Source organism: Streptomyces sp. NPDC030222 (assembly GCF_055573115.1).
Window position 1 is genome coordinate 435,571 of the sequence record NZ_JBVICA010000001.1, and the last position, 20,046, is coordinate 455,616.

The 20,046-nt window shown below is 71.6% G+C and carries 21 protein-coding genes; 9 read left to right on the top strand and 12 right to left on the bottom strand.

From position 1 onward, the window contains the following. Nucleotides 1-174: 174 nt before the first annotated feature. Nucleotides 175-1,053 carry an alpha/beta fold hydrolase gene (locus ACZ4Z5_RS01855; protein WP_468255120.1) on the top strand — a complete coding sequence of 293 codons (879 nt, stop codon included), beginning with the start codon at nucleotides 175-177 and terminating at the stop codon, nucleotides 1,051-1,053. A gap of 46 nt (nucleotides 1,054-1,099) precedes the next feature. Here the strand turns inward: ACZ4Z5_RS01855 and ACZ4Z5_RS01860 are convergent, their stop codons facing one another. Then, a complete protein-coding gene (locus ACZ4Z5_RS01860; RefSeq protein ID WP_468255123.1) occupies nucleotides 1,100-1,990 on the bottom strand; it encodes an NYN domain-containing protein in 891 nt (296 codons plus the stop codon). Nucleotides 1,991-2,268: 278 nt separating this feature from the next. On the opposite strand from ACZ4Z5_RS01860, the gene ACZ4Z5_RS01865 reads away from it, so the two are divergent. Then, a complete protein-coding gene (locus ACZ4Z5_RS01865) occupies nucleotides 2,269-2,421 on the top strand; it encodes a hypothetical protein (protein WP_468255126.1) in 153 nt (50 codons plus the stop codon). A gap of 107 nt (nucleotides 2,422-2,528) precedes the next feature. Here the strand turns inward: ACZ4Z5_RS01865 and ACZ4Z5_RS01870 are convergent, their stop codons facing one another. The 4 genes from ACZ4Z5_RS01870 to ACZ4Z5_RS01885 all read right to left on the bottom strand — a co-directional run bounded on the left by ACZ4Z5_RS01870 (nucleotide 2,529) and on the right by ACZ4Z5_RS01885 (nucleotide 5,924). Beyond that, a complete protein-coding gene (locus ACZ4Z5_RS01870; RefSeq protein WP_468255129.1) occupies nucleotides 2,529-3,134 on the bottom strand; it encodes a MarC family protein in 606 nt (201 codons plus the stop codon). Nucleotides 3,135-3,319: 185 nt separating this feature from the next. Continuing rightward, entirely contained in the window at nucleotides 3,320-4,186 is an 867-nt protein-coding gene (locus ACZ4Z5_RS01875) for a PHP domain-containing protein (protein ID WP_468255132.1), read from the bottom strand. A 109-nt stretch (nucleotides 4,187-4,295) separates the two neighbouring features. Next, nucleotides 4,296-4,931, bottom strand: a complete 636-nt coding sequence (locus ACZ4Z5_RS01880) for a DUF6758 family protein (protein ID WP_468255135.1) — start codon at nucleotides 4,929-4,931, stop codon at nucleotides 4,296-4,298. 408 nt (nucleotides 4,932-5,339) lie between these two features. Next, a complete protein-coding gene (locus ACZ4Z5_RS01885) occupies nucleotides 5,340-5,924 on the bottom strand; it encodes a suppressor of fused domain protein (RefSeq protein WP_468255138.1) in 585 nt (194 codons plus the stop codon). Nucleotides 5,925-6,382: 458 nt separating this feature from the next. Between ACZ4Z5_RS01885 and ACZ4Z5_RS01890 the strand changes: the two genes are divergently transcribed. Further along, a complete protein-coding gene (locus ACZ4Z5_RS01890; RefSeq protein WP_468255140.1) occupies nucleotides 6,383-7,498 on the top strand; it encodes a magnesium and cobalt transport protein CorA in 1,116 nt (371 codons plus the stop codon). A gap of 124 nt (nucleotides 7,499-7,622) precedes the next feature. Next, nucleotides 7,623-8,132, top strand: coding sequence for a hypothetical protein (locus tag ACZ4Z5_RS01895; protein WP_468255143.1), 510 nt, complete (start codon nucleotides 7,623-7,625; stop codon nucleotides 8,130-8,132). A gap of 31 nt (nucleotides 8,133-8,163) precedes the next feature. Here ACZ4Z5_RS01895 and ACZ4Z5_RS01900 read toward each other — a convergent pair whose 3' ends face one another. Continuing rightward, entirely contained in the window at nucleotides 8,164-8,952 is a 789-nt protein-coding gene (locus tag ACZ4Z5_RS01900) for a hypothetical protein (protein WP_468255146.1), read from the bottom strand. A 233-nt stretch (nucleotides 8,953-9,185) separates the two neighbouring features. Between ACZ4Z5_RS01900 and ACZ4Z5_RS01905 the strand changes: the two genes are divergently transcribed. The 3 genes from ACZ4Z5_RS01905 to ACZ4Z5_RS01915 are packed head-to-tail and all read left to right on the top strand — an operon-like array spanning nucleotide 9,186 to nucleotide 12,210. Further along, the gene (locus tag ACZ4Z5_RS01905) at nucleotides 9,186-10,478 is read left to right on the top strand and encodes a magnesium transporter MgtE N-terminal domain-containing protein (protein WP_468255149.1); all 1,293 of its coding nucleotides are present in this window, start codon (nucleotides 9,186-9,188) and stop codon (nucleotides 10,476-10,478) included. After that, nucleotides 10,471-11,016: a DUF1003 domain-containing protein gene (locus ACZ4Z5_RS01910; protein WP_468255152.1), complete on the top strand. Its 546-nt coding sequence runs from the start codon at nucleotides 10,471-10,473 to the stop codon at nucleotides 11,014-11,016. The genes ACZ4Z5_RS01905 and ACZ4Z5_RS01910 overlap by 8 nt, the downstream gene beginning before the upstream one ends. A 42-nt stretch (nucleotides 11,017-11,058) precedes the next feature. Further along, nucleotides 11,059-12,210 carry an Mrp/NBP35 family ATP-binding protein gene (locus tag ACZ4Z5_RS01915; RefSeq protein WP_468255154.1) on the top strand — a complete coding sequence of 384 codons (1,152 nt, stop codon included), beginning with the start codon at nucleotides 11,059-11,061 and terminating at the stop codon, nucleotides 12,208-12,210. Between the two features lie 164 nt (nucleotides 12,211-12,374). Here the strand turns inward: ACZ4Z5_RS01915 and ACZ4Z5_RS01920 are convergent, their stop codons facing one another. The 5 genes from ACZ4Z5_RS01920 to sigE all read right to left on the bottom strand — a co-directional run bounded on the left by ACZ4Z5_RS01920 (nucleotide 12,375) and on the right by sigE (nucleotide 17,664). Beyond that, the gene (locus tag ACZ4Z5_RS01920; RefSeq protein ID WP_468255157.1) at nucleotides 12,375-13,103 is read right to left on the bottom strand and encodes a hypothetical protein; all 729 of its coding nucleotides are present in this window, start codon (nucleotides 13,101-13,103) and stop codon (nucleotides 12,375-12,377) included. A gap of 119 nt (nucleotides 13,104-13,222) precedes the next feature. Further along, entirely contained in the window at nucleotides 13,223-13,705 is a 483-nt protein-coding gene (locus ACZ4Z5_RS01925; protein ID WP_468255160.1) for a sec-independent translocase, read from the bottom strand. A 100-nt stretch (nucleotides 13,706-13,805) separates the two neighbouring features. After that, nucleotides 13,806-15,308, bottom strand: a complete 1,503-nt coding sequence (locus ACZ4Z5_RS01930) for a S1C family serine protease (protein ID WP_468255535.1) — start codon at nucleotides 15,306-15,308, stop codon at nucleotides 13,806-13,808. Between the two features lie 722 nt (nucleotides 15,309-16,030). Next, nucleotides 16,031-16,906, bottom strand: coding sequence for an anti-sigma factor family protein (locus ACZ4Z5_RS01935; RefSeq protein WP_468255162.1), 876 nt, complete (start codon nucleotides 16,904-16,906; stop codon nucleotides 16,031-16,033). Next, a complete protein-coding gene (gene sigE / locus ACZ4Z5_RS01940) occupies nucleotides 16,903-17,664 on the bottom strand; it encodes an RNA polymerase sigma factor SigE (protein ID WP_468255165.1) in 762 nt (253 codons plus the stop codon). The genes ACZ4Z5_RS01935 and sigE overlap by 4 nt, the downstream gene beginning before the upstream one ends. Before the next feature lie 165 nt (nucleotides 17,665-17,829). On the opposite strand from sigE, the gene ACZ4Z5_RS01945 reads away from it, so the two are divergent. Beyond that, nucleotides 17,830-18,495 (top strand): O-methyltransferase, encoded by a 666-nt coding sequence (locus tag ACZ4Z5_RS01945; RefSeq protein ID WP_468255168.1) that lies wholly within the window; start codon nucleotides 17,830-17,832, stop codon nucleotides 18,493-18,495. Between the two features lie 211 nt (nucleotides 18,496-18,706). On the opposite strand, the gene ACZ4Z5_RS01950 is transcribed toward ACZ4Z5_RS01945, so the two are convergent. Beyond that, nucleotides 18,707-18,874, bottom strand: a complete 168-nt coding sequence (locus tag ACZ4Z5_RS01950; protein WP_003966491.1) for a DUF3117 domain-containing protein — start codon at nucleotides 18,872-18,874, stop codon at nucleotides 18,707-18,709. A 306-nt stretch (nucleotides 18,875-19,180) separates the two neighbouring features. Between ACZ4Z5_RS01950 and chcB the strand changes: the two genes are divergently transcribed. After that, complete coding sequence (gene chcB / locus ACZ4Z5_RS01955) at nucleotides 19,181-19,984, top strand: 2-cyclohexenylcarbonyl CoA isomerase (protein WP_468255171.1); 804 nt, start codon at nucleotides 19,181-19,183, stop codon at nucleotides 19,982-19,984. The last annotated feature ends 62 nt before the right edge of the window (nucleotides 19,985-20,046 follow it).

Here is a 20,046-nt window from a genome sequence, read left to right on the forward strand (position 1 = left end):
GTCACCGAGACCGCCACCCAGGCCGCGGACACCGAGGCACCCGCCAAGCCCCGCCGCACCCGCGCGGTCAAGAAGACGGTCACCGAGACCGCCTGACCCGGCGACCGCACCGCTCGACGGCCCGTTCCCCACTCCGGGGACCGGGCCGTCGGCGTATGCGGTTACTCTCCAGTCATGAGCAAGCCCAGGTCCCTCGCCCTGCCGCCCGGTGCGCACGCCCACCGGCTGCACACGACGCGCGGCGAGTTCGCGGTGCTCGACACCCGCCCGCCGGAGGGTGCCCCGGTGCGCGGGACGGTGCTGCTGCTGCCCGGTTACACCGGCAGCAAGGAGGACTTCATCGCGCTGCTGGAACCGCTCGCCGCGGCGGGCTACCGGGCGGTCGCCGTGGACGGCCGCGGCCAGTACGAGACGCCGGGCGCGCCGGACCGCTCCGGGTACACCCAGCGCGCGCTCGCCATGGACGTCCTGGCCCAGGCCACGGCCCTGAGCGACGGACCGGTGCACCTGCTGGGCCATTCGTACGGCGGGCTGGTGGCGCGTTCCGCGGTACGGCTCGACCCCTCCCCGTTCCTGACGCTCACCCTGCTCGCTTCGGGTCCCGGCCGAGTGGCCGCTCCGCAACGGGTGCGGCTGCTCATGCTGCGGGCGGCCCTGCCGGTGCTGCGCAAGCAGTGGGTGTTCGGGGTGATGAGGTGGCTCGACAGCAGGGGCGACGCCGCGAAGCGGGAGGACGACCCGCTGGAGATCAGCCGCTTCCTGGAGCGCCGCTGGCTCGGCACCCAGGCCATGCAGCTGCGGGTCACGGGCCGGCATCTGCACCGCGAGCCGGACCGGACGGCGGGGCTGGCCTCGCTGCCGGTACCGCTGCACATCGTGTTCGGGGACCGGGAGACGGTCTGGTCGGTGACGGAGCTGGAGGCGATGGCGACCGGCGCGGGCGCGCACCGCACGGTGATCGCCGGGGCGGAGCACTCGCCGAACGTGTCGCACCCGGACGTCCTGACCGCGGCGCTGGTGGAGTTCTGGACCACGGCGCCGCACCCGGCCTGACGCCCGGCACCCGGCCTGACCGCGCGCGGCGCTCGGGAGTGTCCGGCTAACAGACCCTTTCGAGGTGCTGCCAGAAACCGTCCCGCAGGGCGATGCGGAGCTCCTCGTGGCCGCGCAGGGAGTGCCGGAGGAGCCGCTCGGCCTCGACGAGCAGGTCGTGGTCCACGGCAGGCGGGACGAAGGGCCTGCTCGGCAACAGCGCCGCGAGGGACTCCAGGCCGCGTGCGGCGATCCAGGTGGCGGCGATACGGGCGCCGACCGACCTGACCTCCTCGGAGGACGGGAGGGGCAGGGAGTCCGCGTCTGCCGGGAGGGCCGTACGGCGCGTGATGTAGGGCTCGCAGAACTCCAGGTCGAACATCCGGGTGCTGTCCGCCTCCCACAGCAGGGCCTCGGCCTGGTTGCTCCCGTCGGCCGCCTCGATGCCCCAGAGGTGGACCCGGGCGCCGTAGCCCTGGGCGGCCTCCACCGCCGGTACGAGGTCCTCGTCGCCGCCGACCAGTGCCGCGTCACTGATGGCCCGGTGCCGGGCGAGGGATTCGAGGTCGGTGCGGATGAGCGAGTCGACGCCCTTCTGCTGGTTGTTGGCGTTGAGGTTGCCCAGCCTGACCTTGACGTCGGGCAGTTCGGCTATCGCCTTCTGCTCCCTGGTGTGGATACGGAGCTTGGCGCCGTCGTACCAGTAGACGCGGAGCAGCCGGCTGTCGGCGAAGACGTGGCGGGCCGTGTCGATGAACGCGTCGATCAGGCCTTCGGCATCGAGGTCGAAGGCCTTGCGGTCCTCCGTGCCGACGACGAGGCGGCCGCCGGCCGCGTAGGCGTATCCCGCGTCGACGAAGATCGCGTGCATGGTCGCGGTCTTCGCGAGCATCCGCTGGAGCAGTTCGTTGGTGCGCTCCAGCCGGGCGTGCATCTCGGCCTCGTTCACGACGTCCATCCCGAATCCATTGTGTGCGCGACGGTGGGGCGGGCCACTCGGCGGCTCGTGAAGGCTTCGACGGGTCAAAAATTAGCCGATGAAAAATTTTCTTTAGCGTAGGGAATGTTTTCAGGGGACATCGCGTTGTGACCATACGGAACATGCGCCACCGTTGTGACGCAATCCACTCGTAACGGGCGGGCAACCGCTCGGAAGCAGCGCGGGAGCAGGCTTGGGACCTGCACTGGCCCGCACCAACAGTTCTCCGGCAGGAGGATCGGACGAAGGGAGAAGCCATGCGCTTCGAGATCATGCGCCTCAACGACATCGACGGCACCGCCGTCGACTCCACCGTCGTGGACGCCGCCTCCGTCAACCGGATAGTGCAGCAGGCCGCCGCCACGGGTCAGCGCATATACATCCGCCCGGCCGATTCCCCGGCCTCGTAGCCCGCGCAGCGTCGCGCCGGCCCACACACCACAGCGCCCCCACACGGAACACGTGCGGGGGCGCTGTCACTCCTTCGGCCCAGTCGCGGGGACGGCCGGGACCGGGCTCAGGCGGCGTCGATCACCTGCATCACCCCGTTGATGATCTGCTGGACCGCGATCGCCGAGAGCATCATGCCGGCGAGCCGGGTCACCAGCACCACCCCGCCGTCCTTGATGACCCGGATGATCACCAGCGAGTAGCGCATGGTCAGCCACAGCACCACGTGCATGGCGACGATCGCGGCCCAGACCGAGATCTGCGCGGAGGCGCTGTTGGCGTGCTGCACCGCGAGGATGACGGAGACGATCGCACCGGGGCCGGCGAGCAGCGGCATGCCGAGCGGTACGAGCGCCACGTTCACGTCCTTGGTCTGCTTGGGCTCGTCGGTCTTGCCGGTCAGCAGGTCGAGTGCGATGAGCAGCAGGAGCAGACCGCCTGCGATCATCAGCGCCGGCACCGAGACGTGCAGGTAGTCGAGGATCTGCTGGCCGAGGATGCCGAAGACCGTGATCACGCCGAACGCCACGGCGACGGCCTGCCCGGCCATCCGGCGCTGCACCTTGGCGGGGCGGCCGGCCGTGAGGCCCAGGAAGATCGGCGTGATTCCGGGCGGGTCCATGATGACGAAGAGTGTGAGGAAGAGGGAGCCGAACAGGGCGAAGTCGAGCACAGTGGGGCCTTGCGGGGTGAGGTGGTGCAGATGGGGTGTGGGCGGGCAACGCGGTGCCGCCGGGGCAGCCGTGAGGGGCTGAACGATGAAGGGAAAGGGGCCGGGCACGCCTCGGGGCCGACGGTAGGACGGCAGAGGGCCGACGGAGAGGGATCCTCGATCAGTCGGGCGGGCGACCGGTCCGGTCAGGCGTGGGCGGTTCCGCCGGTGCCGGGGACGGGGAACGCGCCGGTGGCCCGGCGGGTGATCTCGCCGTAGACCTCGGGGTCGGTGGTGTACTCACCGAGCCGACAGGTCTTGCGGGTGCCGTGGTAGTCGCTGGAGCCGGTGGTGAGGAGTCCGAGGTCCGCCGCGATGCCGCGCAGTCTGGCGCGGGCGGCCTCGTCGTGGTCCATGTGGTCCACCTCGACGCCGTCGAGACCGGCGGCGGCGAACTGGGCGATCTTCTCGTCGGGCACGGTCACGCCGCGCTTCGTGGCGAACGGGTGCGCGAAGACCGTGACGCCCCCGGCGGCCTTGACCAGGCGGATCGCCTCGAAGGGGTCGAGCTCGTGACGCGGGACGTACACGCGGCCGCCCTCGCCGAGCCATTCCGGGGTGAACGCGTCGGAGACGGTTCCGATGAGGCCGAGTTCGACGAGCGCGGAGGCCACGTGCGGGCGCCCCACCGATCCCTGCCCGGCTATGCGCGCGACCTGGTCCCAGGTGATCGGGACGCCCAGCTCCTGGAGCTTGGTCACCATGCCCTTGGCGCGCGGCACCCGGTCGTCGCGCACCAGTTCGCGTTCGCGCGCGAGCTCGGGCTCGGTCGGGTCGAAGAGGTAGGCCAGCAGGTGCATGCTGACGCCGTCGAGCCGGCAGGACAGCTCGGCGCCGGTGACCAGGGTGAGTCCCCCGGGGAGGGCGGCGATCGCCTCGGCGTAGCCGCCGACCGTGTCGTGGTCGGTCATCGCGATGACGTCCAGACCGGCGGCCGCGGCAGCGCGGACCAGCTCCGCAGGAGTGTCGGTACCGTCCGACGCCGTGGAGTGGGTGTGCAGATCGATGCGCACGACTCGGGACTCCAGGGCGGCTCGCGGGCGGACGGTGGGGACACCCCAGGATAACCGGGCGCCTCATACGCCCGTGGCCGGGGGCCCGGACCGCCCGGTGCCGTCTTCGTCACAGCAGGCGGGGGGTGAGCGCGCCGCAGGGCAGCAGTTCTATCTCGGCCCCGGCCTCCCTGAGGTCGGTGATGACCAGCTCGTCGTACAGCAGCAGTCCGGACTGCTCGGGCCAGACGACCGCCCACAGCCACAGTCCGCGCGCCTCGCCCGCGAAGACCGCGCGGTCGCCCGGGGCGCCGGCGACGTGCCAGAGCGGGGTGGGCCGGCCGCCGGCGATCACCTTGGCCTGCGGCGGTTTGCCGACGTCGATGTGCGGACCGGGGTCGGGCCCGTCGATCCCGGCGTAGCGCGCGCCGAGTCCGACGCCCAGCTCCTCGGCGATCAGCAGCAGTTCACCCATCCCGCCGAGCGGCCCCGGGCCGGAGCAGGCCACGACGGTGGCGCGGCCGCCGCTGCGGTCGTCGCCCGCGCAGCCGACACCGGTGAACAGCCAGCCGATCGGCAGCGGCCAGGGCATCCACACCGGCACCTTGGCGCGGTGCACCACCACACCCAGGGCCTCGACGCTGGGCGGCAGCACCGGCTGGAGCGGATGCACCGTGCCGTGCACATCGCACTGCCATGAGTCGGAGAAGAGGCCGGGCGCCCGGACCCGGCCACCGCACTTCGGGCAACTGGGTTCGCCCCTCATAGGGGTCAACGGTCCTACCCGGTCGACCTCCCGTCAAGGACGATCACCCGTCCGGAGGGTCGCGCTCCATCGTGCGCGCCACCGCGCACGCCGCCCGGGCCGGACCCGGTGCAACGGGCACTAGTTAGGAGTGCTAATCATTCGCCGGATGCCATCCCGCCGGGGACGCCGTCCGGGCCACCCCTCGGGCCCTTCCCGGGCCAACCTCCGGACCCGGATGCCATCCCGCCGGGGACGCCGTCCGGGCCACCCCTCGGGCCCTTCCCGGGCCAACCTCCGGACCCTTCCGCCCCCTGCCTCCGGCGCCCCGCCTCCAGCGAACCGAAACCGGCGGCAGCAAGCGAGACGGCCCCTGAACGCACGCCGGAATCGCCCCGGGGGCACCCCCGGGGCATCGGACGCCGGACGTCAGTCGAGGTTCACGGACCGGCGCAGCGGGTCGCGCAGGTCCGTCCCGTGCTCCAGCCAGCGCTCCTGCAACGCCTGTGCCCCATGCACCCGCTTCCACGCCGCCTCGTTTGCCGTCATGGGCAGCAGCGGCAGGAACCGCACCGGATCCATCGGCTCGTCCAGTTCCAGGTCCTCGACCAGACCGCCCGGCTCGGCGACCAGCACCGAGCCGAACGGAGCACCGGGCCACAGCGGTTCGCCCAGGTCGAGCGAGGCGCCGGGGGCCACGACCACACCCTCCACCTGAGGAGAGGCCGCGAGGACCGCGAGCGGCCGCAGCACCTTGTCCGTGTCCGCGAGCCCGGCGCGCACGGAGAGCACCAGTTCGGCACGCGGACCGCGCAGCGGGTCCGCGACCGTCGCCTGCGGATCGGTCATCGGATGAGCCGACATGCCGAGTGTGGCGTATCGCACAATGTCGCCGTCCACGGTCCGCAGCACCTCGATGCGGTCCGTACCGAGGAACGTCACTGCAGCACGCGCGTCCGGTTCGCCCAGAGTCGTGAGCAACCGGGCCTCGACCAAAGCGAGAACTTCTCCCATGCAGTGAGCATAGAAGCCGTATCGAAGGGGCAAAGTACGGGTTTGGCCTTCAGTCGGCTGATAGGCTTGACCACCTGACGGGGCGCCACGCCGAAGCGTTGTCGACGCCCCTGAGACGACATCCCCCACGGGGGACCGGCCGGAGGAGGTGGGGCTGCGATGGACCGAAGTCGGCCGTGCAGTACCAACCGCTCTTCCGTGCACTCGTTCTCTCTGTGACGTCCGTCATTCCCGGGCTGTTCCCACGGCTCCTTCCGGCCTCCCGCCGGTGTGAATCCGCGGGCCCCATGGCACTCGCACGACGGAAGAGCACCTCGCACTGCCCTCACCCGTGTCTGTAGCGAACGCCGTCACCGCGCGAGCGGTGCTCCCCGCTTTGCGGATGTACGTCACCGCGTACGTCCCCATTACGGGCGGCGCCACGACTCGCCGGCGGCCCCTCCGCGAAGGAGTACGCCATGTCGATGATCCGTGACCTGCGCGCAGCCGTGCGCCCGTCGCTGCGCAAGAGCAACACCCCGTACAACGACTACGACACCACCCGCGACCCCTCGGCGAGCAGTGCCGTGGTCGACTGCGCGGTCTACCGCGACGGCGTGCGGGTCCAGGACGACGCCTGTCTGACCCCGCGCGAGGCGATGCGCCGGGTGCGCGAAGGCGGCGGCTTCGCCTGGATCGGCCTGCACGAGCCGACCGAGGCCGAATTCTCCGGTATCGCCGCCGAGTTCGGGCTGCACCCGCTGGCCGTGGAGGACGCCGTGCACGCCCACCAGCGCCCCAAGCTGGAGCGGTACGACGACACGCTCTTCACCGTCTTCAAGACCATCCACTACGTCGAGCACGCCGAACTCACCGCCACCAGCGAGGTCGTGGAGTCCGGCGAGGTCATGTGCTTCACCGGCCCGGACTTCGTCATCACCGTCCGGCACGGCGGGCAGGGCTCGCTCCGGGCGCTGCGCAAGCGGCTCCAGGACGACCCCGAGCTGCTGGCCAAGGGCCCGTCGGCCGTGCTGCACGCCATCGCCGACCAGGTGGTGGACGGCTATCTGGCGGTCGCGGACGCGGTGCAGGACGATATCGACGAGGTCGAGATCGACGTCTTCTCGGCACCCGCCAAGGGTAGCCCGCGCGGCGTGGACGCCGGACGGATCTACCAGCTCAAGCGTGAGGTGCTGGAGTTCAAGCGCGCCGTGATGCCGCTGCTGCGCCCGATGCAGCTGCTCAGCGAGCGGCCGATGCGGCTTGTCGACCCGGACATCCAGAAGTACTTCCGGGACGTCGCCGACCACCTGGCCCGGGTCCAGGAGCAGGTCGTCGGCTTCGACGAACTGCTGAACTCGATCCTCCAGGCGAACATGGCCCAGGCGACCGTCGCGCAGAACGAGGACATGCGCAAGATCACGTCCTGGGCGGCGATCATCGCGGTCCCGACCGCGGTCTGCGGCATCTACGGCATGAACTTCGAGCACATGCCCGAGCTGCAGTGGAAGTACGGCTACCCGATGGTGCTGGGCGGCATCGCGGTGATCTGTCTGGCCATCCACCGCACGCTGAAGCGGAACGGCTGGCTCTAGCTCCGGAACGGCCGGCTTCAGCGGCCGGAGCAGCCGGCTCCACCGATCTGACGGCCCGCGGTGCCGGCTCCACGGGCGTCCGGCACCCGAAGGCGTGCCGGACGGGCCGGGCTATGGTGTGTGCATGACGCAGACGCTGCTCGAGCAGGCCCTCCTCGAGGAGGCCACCAAGAAGTCCGGCCTCATCTGGGTGCGGGGCACGGGCCCCGCCCGGTCGCTCTGGCACGCCTGGCACGACGGCGCCGTGCACGTCGTCGGAGACGGTCCCGGCGAGCAGCCGCTTCCCGGCCTCACCGCCGGCGGGACCGCCGAAGTGACGGTCCGCAGCAAGGACAAGGGCGGCCGGCTCATCACCTGGACGGCTGCCGTCACCGAACTCCCGGCGGGCTCCGAGGCCTGGGACGCCGCGGTCGCCGAGCTGAAGGGCAAGCGGCTGAACGCACCGGACGGCGAGCAGATGACCGAGCGCTGGGCACGGGAGTGCCGGGTGCTCCGCCTGGAACCCTCCGGGACGACCGCCGCGCTGCCCGACGGCTCGCTCGCCGAAGCCCCGCTGCCGAGCCCGGCGACCACCCGGCGCCCGATCCCCGCCGCGCTGCCGCGGCTGCTGCTGAAGCGCAAGCGCAAGGGCTGACCCGCAGCTCGGGTCCTGCCGATCCCGCGGCTCAGGTCTTGGGGAGCTGGCCGCCGTAGTCGACCGTCTCGCCCTTGGCCGGCGGGTTCAGCGGAAAGTCCTTGTCCCAGTCGGTCAGCTCCACCACGCCGCCGCCTCCGCCGCGCTCGAAACGCACCGGGTACGGGGTGCCCTCCAGCGAGACGTCGAGCGCTCCGCCCTGGCCGCCGCCGCCCGCGATCCGGATGGTGCGTACTCCGCTCACCTTGGCGTACTCGCCCTTGGACAGCTCTCCGTGCAGTCCGAGGAGCCCCTTGAGCAGCACTTCCTTCTCGGTGAAGCCGCGCAGCTGCTTGTAGGCGGAGTCGTCGGAGGGCACTTTCACGTACTTGTCGTCGAGCTTGCCCGCCGAGCCCGCACCGCCGGCGGCGCCTGCCCCGTTACCGCCGGTCCCGGCCCCGCTTCCTGAGCCGTCCTTGTGGCTCCAGAAGGCGGCGTCGGCCTTCATGTACATCGTGTCGCCGATGCGCAGCAGCTCGAACGTGGTGTTCTTCGACGTGACGGACCCCATGGCGCCACCGTCCTTCAGCCGCATGTCGAGCTTGTACGTGCCGCCCTTGGCGACCAGCGTCCCGGAGAGCCGGACCGACTTGGCGTCGTTCGCCGCCGCCTTCGCCTTGCCGTCGATCGCCGTGGCCGCGAGCTTGCCCACGCCGTTCGTGCCCGCGTCCGGGTCCTCGTCACCACCCCCGCACGCCGTCAGGACCGCCGTCAGTCCCACGCACAGGGCGACGGGGAACAGGGCCCGACGGGCCCGGACAGCCGGAGCGTAAGGGGTCACCAGCTACTGCCTCTCGTATACGAGTGGGGGGACGGCGTACGGCAGCGTACCCGGGCCTTCCAGCGGCATCCGCAGAGAGCCGGACGGACGCCTCGCCCGGGCGTACCGGACCGGTACGGGCTAGCCTGAACCAGTCCTAAAGCCTTATGCAGGGACAAAGCGCGAACGGGTCGGCAAGCGGACCACGGGCGGGACGTGGGCGGGGCTCGGCAGGCAGGAAGGAGGCGCGCGGCATGCCTGGAGGTGCCCCCCGGATCTTCGTCTCGCACCTCGCCGGAGTCGCGGTCTTCGATCCCAACGGCGACCAGGTCGGCCGGGTCCGTGATCTGGTCGCCATGCTCCGCCTCGGCCGCCGTCCGCCCCGGCTGCTCGGCATGGTCGTGGAGGTGGCCGGCCGGCGCCGGATCTTCCTGCCGATGACCCGGGTGACGGGCGTCGAGTCCGGACAGGTGATCACCACAGGCGTGGTGAACATGCGGCGCTTCGAGCAGCGTCCGACCGAGCGGCTGGTGCTCGGTGAGCTCCTCGACCGGCGGGTGCGTCTGGTGGACACCGGCGACGAGGTCACGGTCCTGGACGTGGCGATCCAGCAACTCCCGGCCCGCCGGGACTGGGAGATCGACAAGGTGTTCGTACGCCGTGGCAAAGGCGGTGTGCTGGGCCGCAAGGGGGAGCGGCTGACCGTCGACTGGTCGGCCGTCACCGGGTTCACGCTCGAGGAGGAGGCCCAGGGGGCGGAGAGCCTCGTCGCCACCTTCGAACGGCTCCGCCCCGCCGATGTCGCCAACGTCCTGCACAACCTCTCCCCCAAGCGGCGCGCCGAGGTGGCCGCGGCACTCGACGACGACCGGCTCGCGGACGTCCTGGAGGAACTGCCCGAGGACGACCAGATCGAGATCCTCGGCAAGCTCAAGCAGGAACGCGCGGCGGACGTGCTGGAGGCCATGGACCCGGACGACGCCGCCGACCTGCTGTCCGAACTCCCCGAGGACGAGCAGGAACGGCTGCTGGCGCTGATGCAGCCGGACGACGCGGCCGATGTACGACGCCTGCTGTCGTACGAGGAGCGCACGGCGGGCGGCCTGATGACGACCGAACCGATCGTGCTGCGGCCCGACGCCACCGTGGCGGACGCCCTGGCCCGGGTGCGGCAGCAGGACCTGTCCCCCGCACTGGCCGCACAGGTGTACGTCTGCCGTCCGCCGGAAGAGACGCCCACCGGCAAGTACCTGGGCACCGTGCACTTCCAGCGGCTGCTGCGGGAACCGCCGTTCACCCTCGTCAGCGCGATCGTCGAGCACGACCTGAGACCGCTGTCGCCGAGCACCGGTCTGCCCGAGGTGACGGCCTTCTTCGCCACGTACGACATGGTGGCGGCGCCCGTCGTGGACGACAGCGGGTCGCTGCTCGGCGCGGTCACCGTGGACGACGTACTCGACCACCTGCTGCCGCAGGACTGGCGCGAGGCCGAGTTCCACGGGCCCGCGCCGGCCGCCGGCGGCACCGGGAGGGCGCACGATGGCTGAGCGCACCGTGGAACGGCCGGCTCCCCCGCGGGTCAGACTTGACCAGCCGAGGGCGCCGCGGCGGATGGTGCTGCCCGAATGGGACGCGGAGGCGTTCGGCCGGCTCTCCGAGAAGATCGCCCGCTTCCTCGGGACCGGGCGGTTCATCGTCTGGATGACTGCCGTCGTCATCGTCTGGGTGATCTGGAACATCGCCGCGCCGGCGCCGCTGCGCTTCGACGAGTACCCGTTCATCTTCCTGACGCTGGCGCTGTCGCTCCAGGCCTCCTACGCCGCTCCGCTGATCCTGCTCGCCCAGAACCGCCAAGCCGACCGGGACCGGGTCAACCTGGAACAGGACAGGAGCCAGAACGAACGCTCCATCGCCGACACCGAGTACCTCACCCGGGAGATCGCGGCGCTGCGCATGGGGCTCGGCGAGGTCGCGACCCGGGACTGGATCCGCTCGGAGATCCAGGACCTGATCAAGGAGCTTGAGGAGCAGCGCGGTGTATTCCCGCGGGAGATCTCCTCACGGAGTGACGAAGCCGACCACTGAACGGCTTTCCGGGCGCGGGACCGGTCGCCGTACCATCTTCGTATGGCTACCGACACGTACGTCCCCACGCCGGACGCGGTGCGTGATGCACTCGCGACGGTGAACGACCCCGAGATCAACAAGCCGATCACCGATCTGGGCATGGTGAAATCGGTCGAGATCGGGGCCGACGGCGCGGTGGCCGTCACGGTCTACCTCACGGTCTCCGGCTGCCCGATGCGCGACACCATCACCCAGCGCGTCACGGACGCGGTGTCCAGGGTCGAGGGCGTGACGAGCGTCGCGGTCTCCCTCGACGTGATGAGCGATGAGCAGCGGCGGGAGCTCGCGGCCTCGCTGCGCGGCGGCCAGGCCGAGCGGGAGGTGCCCTTCGCCCGGCCCGGCTCGCTGACCCGCGTGTACGCGGTGGCCTCCGGCAAGGGCGGCGTCGGCAAGTCCTCGGTGACGGTCAATCTGGCCGCCGCCCTGGCCGCCGACGGGCTGAAGGTCGGTGTCGTCGACGCCGACATCTATGGCCACAGCGTGCCGCGCATGCTGGGCGCCGACGGACGTCCCACCCAGGTCGAGAACATGATCATGCCGCCGTCGGCGAACGGTGTGAAGGTCATCTCGATCGGCATGTTCACCCCGGGCAACGCTCCCGTGGTGTGGCGCGGCCCGATGCTGCACCGCGCCCTCCAGCAGTTCCTCGCCGACGTGTACTGGGGCGACCTGGACGTCCTGCTGCTCGACCTGCCCCCGGGCACCGGTGACATCGCCATCTCGGTCGCGCAGCTCGTGCCCAACGCCGAGATCCTCGTGGTCACCACCCCGCAGCAGGCCGCCGCCGAGGTCGCCGAGCGGGCCGGTTCCATCGCCGTCCAGACCCACCAGAAGATCGTCGGTGTCGTCGAGAACATGTCGGGCCTGCCGTGCCCGCACTGCGACGAGATGGTGGACGTCTTCGGCACCGGCGGCGGTGCGCTGGTCGCCGAGGGACTGTCCAGGACCACCGGCACCCAGGTGCCCGTGCTGGGGCAGATCCCGATCGACGTACGGCTCCGCCAGGGCGGCGACGAGGGCAAGCCCGTCGTGCTCTCCGACCCGGACTCCCCCGCGGGCGCCGCACTGCGCGCCATCGCCGGGAAGCTGGGCAGCCGGCAGCGCGGCCTGTCGGGCATGTCGCTCGGCATCACACCACGGAACAAGTTCTAGGACGTCACGGCCTTGGACGCGAAGGCGGCAGTACGCGGAAGGGGGCGGCCCGGTCGGGCCGCCCCCTTTTGCATGCCTTGAGCCGTGGCGGCCGGACCGGCTGATGGCCGGAGCTGTCGGACCGGACTGGACCGGCCGAACTGCCCCGGACCGGCCGGCCCGGGTCAGGCGTACGTCATGATGTCCTCGATCACCGTGAAGCCCAGACCGTACGCGCCCATGCCGCGGCCGTACGCGCCCAGGTGCACCCCGGTCCTGGTCGAGCCGGCGAGCACCCAGCCGAACTCGGATTCGCGGTAGTGGAACGGGGTGAGCACCCCGTCGACGGGGAGGGAGAGCGTCGACCAGTCGGGACCGTGCAGGTCGTCGGCGAGTTCCCAGGCGGTCTCGGTCTGCTGGTCCAGCCAGTCGCTGCGCAGGGCGTGGTCCAGCTGAGGAGGCCAGGTGCACGCCAGAAGCCCCGATCCGGCGAGCCAGGCCGCCGAGGAGACCGTAGTGGCGTCCAGGACGCCCGTGCCGTCGCCGGTGCGCCGGACCGGGTTGACCGGCACGGTCACGACGACCACGAAGCGTTCCCGCTCACTGCCGTCGGGTCTTATCGACGGCTCGTCGCCGTGGCAGGTGGAACCGTGCTGGACGGTACCGTCGGCCGCGGTGCCGACGTGCAGCAGCCGTCGCGGCCCGGTGAACGCCTCGTCCAGCCCGTACCAGGGGAAGGGCGCGCGCAGGTACCCGTCGACCGCGCCGCGCGGCGCGGGCTCGGCTCCGGCCGACACGTGATCCCCGTGTACCGGGCCGGGCACATCCACGGGCGCGTCCGCGGACGGCGCGGCGGTGGCCCCGGGGGCCGCGCCGCCCGTGCCGTGTGCTGCCGACGGACTGGTCGTCTCCATCTGGCCGGACGCCTCCTCGATCCAGGTCCCCGAACGGCCCGCCCCCCTCGGGCGTCCGTGCTTGCGGGACAGATGGAGGATAGCCACACCGGCCCGGCTCTTACCGGAATGCCCGGCTGTCAGGTGGCGTCGAAGTCGAACGGCGGCCGCTCAGGGCGGTCCGCCCCATCGGCCTTCTTCAGCAGGTCAGGGCCGGTGGGGCGGCCGTTGACACCACCCGTGACCGCCGCGGCGGCCACGCCGGCGGAACCGTCACTCGACGAGCCGTTCGCCGAACTGCTGTCGTGGGTCCGCACGGCGTCCGCGACGTCGTTCATCTCGGTCCGGAGGTCGAGGCTGCTGCGGATCTGCTTCAGGTCCTCGTTCTCCGTGAGCTGCTTGCGGATGAACGTCTTCGGGTTCAGGTCCTCGAACTCGAAGTCCTTGAACTCGGGCCCCAGCTCGGACCGGATGTCGTGCTTGGCGTTCTCCGAGAAGTCGCGGACCTTCCGTATGAAGCGGGAGACGTCCTGAATGACCTTGGGCAGCTTGTCCGGGCCGAAAACCAGTACGCCCAGGACCACGAGCGTCACCAGCTCGAGTGCGCCTATGTCATTGAACACCTTTGCTCCTTGTGTCGGGCCCCGCTCCACGGTACCCGCCGAATCTGTCGACGCGGTACCTTCACATGGCCGTCAGGTGCCGGTGGCGCGGGCACCCCGCTCATGTGCTGTGGGACGACCCCAGCGTCAGGGTGATGGTGCGTTCGGTACCGGACCGTTCCAGGGTCAGTCGGAGCCGGTCACCGGGGCGATGGGCACGGATCTTGACGATCAGTTCCTCGCCGTTGTGCACCCGCTGGCCGTCGACCTTGGTGATCACGTCGCCCGGCTCGATACCCGCCTTCGCCGCGGGACCGCCCGCGATCACCGGCGCCTTGCCGTCCGCGGCCTTGGCGCTGACGCGCGCCCCGTCGCCGGAGAACTTCATGTCGAGGGTCACTCCGATGACCGGATGCGTGGCCTTGCCGGTGTTGATGAGCTCTTCGGCGACGCGCTTGCCCTGGTTGATGGGGATCGCGAAGCCGAGGCCGATGCTGCCGCTCTGCCGGCCGCTGCCTTCGGGCCCCGCGGTGCCGTCGGCGGCCCGGATGGCGCTGTTGATGCCGATGACCCGCGCCTTGGAGTCCACCAGCGGCCCGCCCGAGTTGCCGGGGTTGATCGGGGCGTCGGTCTGCAACGCGTCGACATAGCTGATGTCGCTGCCGTCGCCCTTCTCCCCGCCCGCGGTGATCGGTCGCTCCTTGGCGCTGATGATGCCCGCGGTCACCGTGTTCTGGAGGTCGAACGGGGCGCCGATGGCGACGACCGGATCGCCGACGCGGACGTCGTCCGAGTTGCCCAGCGGCAGCGGCGTGAGCGCGGACACCCCCTTCACCCTGACCACGGCCAGGTCGTAGCCGCTGTCCTTGCCGACCAGCTCGGCGCGCGCGGTCTCGCCGCCGCTGAACGTGACGGATATCCGGCCGTCCGAGCCGGCCGGGGACACGACGTGGTTGTTGGTGAGGATGTGGCCCTGGTGGTCCAGGACGAACCCGGTGCCCGTGCCCTGCCGGCCGCCCCCGCTGACGTGCAGGGTCACGACGCTCGGCAGCGCGCTCGCCGCGATCCCCGCGACGCTGTCCGGGGCCCGGTCGGCGTTCTCGGCGGCCCTCTGCGGCAGCTCGACATGCCCGATCCCGCCGTTGCGCTCCACCCGGGCACCGACACCGCCGCCGATGACGCCCGCCACGAGGGCGATCAGTACGGCTCCGACGAGCAGCGCCCCGCGTCGTGCGCGTTTCGGCTGCGCGGTGGCGTCGGGGAGAGCGAGAGGCTGGCGCGGGGCACCCCACGGGTCGTACTGCTGCCACAGCGACCCCTGGGGCTGGGGCGCCGGGGACTGCTGGGTCTGCGGCGCCGGCTGCGGGGACTGCGGCGGCGGGCCTGCGGCCATCGGCCGCTGCACGGGCGGGGCCGGCGCCCAGGGGCCGGGCCTCCCGTACGGCGGAGTGTTGTACGGGTCGGGGTCGTGGAGCGGCCGCACCTCCCCGCCCCCGGGCCGGGGGCCCGGCACGACGGGGTGCGCAGGGGTCGGAGAGGTGATCGCATCGGCCGCGGGTGCGGCGGCGATTTCCGCGGCGGTTTCGGCGTGCGGAACGGCCGGAATGTCGACTTCGTCATGCACGGCCACAGTACGTACGTCGGACGCGGCAACCGCTCCGGCCGCGCTCTCGGTGCGCGGAACGGCCGGGACGGCATCGTCGTGGACCGAGCCGGCGACCGGCTCGGCCTGCACAGCGACAGGCGCAGCCACTCCGCCGTCGGACGCCGCCGGAGCCTCCGGGCCCTCGGTACGCGGGTCGGCGACGGGGACGGCGGGAACGGTCTCCTCCGCGTCCGGCGCCTGCCACCCGGCACCCGCCGACGGTATGCCTGACCCGCTCGCGACACCGCTCACCTCGGCCGTGCCCCTGGTACCGCTCGTCCCGCCGGACGCGGCATCCGCGGCGATTGACACCGTGCCGCTGCCGCCCTCATCGGGAGACGGAGCAGACGGGACGCCTCCCCCGCCGGACAGGGCCGGCGGGGCCGGCGGCGCGAGGGGATAGGCGTCGGGGGTTTCGTCCACCGCCGAGGAGGCCTGCACCTCCGTGCCCGCCGCCTCGGCGACGGAGACCGTATCCACGGAGGAGGCCTCATCCCTGCGGGACGCCGCCTCGCGGGGAGGGAGCGGGGCCGTCCGAGCCGGTTCTCCCGCTTCACGCCGGGCCGGCCGGCTCCACCACTTCGCCTTCGACCCCGTGGGCTTCCCCTCGACCATGTTCTCCCCACCACGTGCCCTCGTGCCCCCAGGGGGCACTCTTCCCTGGATTCAACCAGGTTGCGTCCAGGAGCGCAGGGGCCCGGTCAATGCCTGGGGGGAAGTGGGCGTCCGGCCGCCGAGGGCGTGGTGACCCCGCCCGGCTTGGGTGCCCGCGTGCTCGCGCTCTTGGCCGATGCCGGTGCCGGCGGGGTGAGGCCCGCGGGACGTATCAGCGGAGGCCGCAGCGGCCCGTTGAACACCGAGGTGATGAACGGCTGCGCCCCGGGGGCCAGGGGCGCGCCCGGCACGGTGGCCTCGCCGTTCTGCCGGCCCGCGGCGGAGAAGCCCCGGCGACGGTTCTCCGTCGACGTGGAGTTCCCCGCGGACGGCGCCCCCGTACGCAGTGGTGTGACGTTCCGTCCGGACGTCCCGCCCCGGGGGTTGCCGTCGACCGAGTCGAGCGGCAGCGCCGCGCCGAGCGCCATCGCGGCGAACGAGACCGCGCTGGCCGCGGCGAACGCGAACCTCCGGGTGCGCCGGCCCGGCCGCTCGCCGTCAGGGCGGCGTACGTCGTGGAAGGCGAAGCCCTCGGTCATCCCGGGGGGCAGTGCGGTGGCGTGCGGGCCTGCCGGGAGGTAGCCGAAGGTGGCCTCGGAGCGCAGCCCGAAGGTGCCGTTGCCGAAGGTTCCTCCGCCGAACGCGCCTCCTCCGCGGTGTTCGGCGGCGTCGCCCGGCCCCACGGGGCCTCCCGGCAGACCTTGGAGCCGGGCGAGGAGTCCTTCGGAGGGGGGCGGCGGTGCCGCCTCGGCGAACACACTCTTCAGCCGTCGCTGCGCGTCGGCCTCCGCCTTACACTTGGGGCAGGTCGCCAGATGGGCGAGCACCCGCTCCCGGTTGTCATGACTGAGCTCGCCGTCGACGAGGGCGGCGAGCCGGTCTCCCAGATGCTGCTCCGCTGGACTCGGACCTGTGACGTTCACGCCGTACCGCCCTCCCCCGCGACGGTGGCGAAAGCGCGGTGCTGGTGCTCGGCCCGCGCCTCGGGCGAGCGGTGCTGGAGAGCCTTGCGCAGGTGCGAGCGGCCGCGGTGGATCCGGCTGCGGACGGTGCCGAGCTTCACGCCCAGGGTCGCGGCGATCTCCTCGTACGACAGTCCCTCGATGTCGCAGAGCACCACGGCGGCGCGGAACTCGGGGGCGAGGGTGTCCAGGGCCTGCTGCACATCGGCGTCGAAGTGGGTGTCGTGGAAGGCCTGCTGGGGGGACGGCTCACGGCTCGGCAGCCGTTCCGCGGCGTCCTCGCCGAGCGCGTCGAAGCGGATCCGCTGACGGCGGCGGACCATGTCCAGGAACAGGTTCGTGGTGATGCGGTGCAGCCAGCCCTCGAAGGTGCCGGGCGTGTACGTCGACAGCGACCGGAAGACCCGCACGAAGACCTCCTGCGTGAGGTCCTCCGCGTCGTGCTGGTTGCCGGTGAGGCGGTAGGCGAGGCGGTAGACACGACCGCTGTGGGTGCTGACGATCTCCTCCCAGGTGGGGGGCGTCCACGCCTGGGCATCCGCGTCCGATGCGAAGGTCGCGGTGGTCACGGCGTCGGCGACGGTGGAGTCAGCGGTCTCGGTCACGGATTTCGGCTCGCCGGGAGGCCTGAAGAAGCGTCTGAGCACTCCTCCTCGGTCACCGGTCGCAGCCGCACCTCCCCTGTCGGCTCTGGTGGTGTCCAGTGGAGCCCCTACCATAGCCACCTCGCCCGTTAGCTCCGGATAAGAATCTTTACGAGTGATTGGGACCCGTTTCCCGCCCTGGTCCATGTGCGTCCCCCGCGTTCCCCGTGTGCTCCCCCCGACCCTCTTCAACGCTCAGTCCCATCTGCGGGTTCCCGGGTCCAGCGGATAAAGTCACCGTTGCGCCAATCAAGGGGACAGGAGACGGCCATTACCGCCAACCGGCAGACGAACTGGGCGTTCGCCGACGCCTTTGTCGCCGAGGACGACGCCGTGCGCTGGGCCCGCGACCGGGCCCTCGAGGCGGGCATCCCCTCGGTGTCGCCGGGGACCGGTGCGGCCCTGCGCCTGCTCGCCGCCACGACGGCCGCCAAGGCGGTCGCCGAGATCGGCACCGGCACCGGGGTCTCCGGTGTCTATCTGCTCCAGGGCATGCGTCCCGACGGGGTGCTGACCACCGTCGACCCGCAGCCGGAGCGCCAGCAGTTCGCCCGCCAGGCCTTCCGGGGCGCCGGTTTCGCCGGCAACCGCGCGCGCTTCATCCCCGGCCGCGCCCTGGACGTGCTGCCCCGACTCGCCGACGGCGGGTACGACCTGGTGTTCTGCGACGGCGACCGGCTGGAGTTCCTGGACTATCTCGCTGAATCGTTGCGCCTGCTGCGACCTGGGGGCCTGGTGTGCTTCGAGGGCGTCTTCGCGGAGGGCAGGACGGTCGACTCCGGCGTGCAGGCGGCGGAGGTCCTGCGCCTGCGGGAGCTGCTGCGGACCGTGCGGGAGAGCCCGGATCTCGTCGAGTTGCTGCTGCCGGTCGGTGACGGTCTGCTGTGCGCGGTGCGCCGCGGCTGAATCGGCACGCTTGCCCGCCGCCCCGGCGGTACGTCGTTCCGGGAGGTCCGTACACCGACCGGAGGCGGACGCGCTCCGGGCGGCCCCGTACCGGCGGCGTCCCCGTCCGTGGCGTCCCCGAGCTGCCCTGACCGGACACACCACTGCCCCGGGCGCGCCGCACAACGCACGCTTCCCGGGGCAGTGAGAGTGTGTGGATGGTCCTACGGACTCAGCCGACAACCTTCTTCAAGGCGTCGCCGAGCGCGTCGGCCTCGTCCGGAGTCAGCTCGACGACAAGTCGACCGCCGCCTTCGAGCGGAACGCGCATGACGATGCCCCGCCCCTCCTTGGTCACCTCGAGCGGGCCGTCGCCCGTCCGCGGCTTCATGGCCGCCATGCTCGTCCCCTTCCTGAAACCAGCTCATCGCAGCCGACAACCCAGGTGTCACCGGCATCGAACACATTGCTTCCAGGCCATTATCCCGCATGGCAGGACCCGATGACCAACATCGGCCTGCATCGCTTGCGCAACGCGCTTGAGCAAAACCACCCAATTCGGCGATCGGCCTGCGATACTTCGCCACCGCACGCCGCGCATCGGGTCGCGAATCTTTGACACAGGTCACATGTGCGCGGCCGATGATCTCCGCCATGCTGTGATCGGACGACGACAGCGGGACCAACCAACCGGAGGGGATCAGCCATGGCCGACACCGTGCTGTACGAGGTGGCCGACGGGCTCGCCACGATCACGATCAACCGCCCCGAGGCGATGAACGCCATGAACGTCGAGGCGAAGATCGCCCTGCGGGACGCGCTCCGGGCCGCTGCGGACGACGACGCGGTGCGCGCGGTGCTGCTCACCGCCGCCGGCGACCGTGCGTTCTGCGTCGGCCAGGACCTCAAGGAGCACATCGGGCTGCTCCTGGAGGCCCAGGAGCAGGGCGGCGGCAGCGTGATGAGCACGGTGAAGGAGCACTACAACCCCATCGTGCGGGCGATCGCCGAGATGCCGAAGCCGGTCGTGGCCGGGGTGAACGGCGTGGCGGCCGGTGCCGGCGCGGGCTTCGCGTTCGCCGCGGACTACCGGGTCGTCGCGGACACCGCGAAGTTCACGACGTCGTTCGCGGGTGTCGCGCTGACCGCCGACTCGGGCGTCTCGTGGACCCTGCCGCGGCTGATCGGCCGGAGCCGGGCCGCCGACCTGCTGCTCTTCCCCCGCTCGGTGTCCGCGCAGGAGGCGTACGAGCTGGGCATCGTCAACAAGCTGGTTCCGGCGGCGGACCTGGCCGCCGAGGCGGCGGCCGTGGCCCGCGTCCTCGCCGAGGGCCCGACCCTGGCCTACGCGGCGATCAAGGAGTCTCTGGACTACGGGGCGGACCACTCGCTGTCCGAGACCCTGGAGAAGGAGGACGAGCTCCAGAGCCGCGCCGGCGCGTCCGCGGACCACACCATCGCGGTCACGGCGTTCGTCACCAAGTCCAAGCCGGAGTTCACGGGTCGCTGACCCCAGCGGGCGCCCACCGGGTGCCCGACGGCCGCCCCCCACCGGGCACGCCCGCCCCGGGC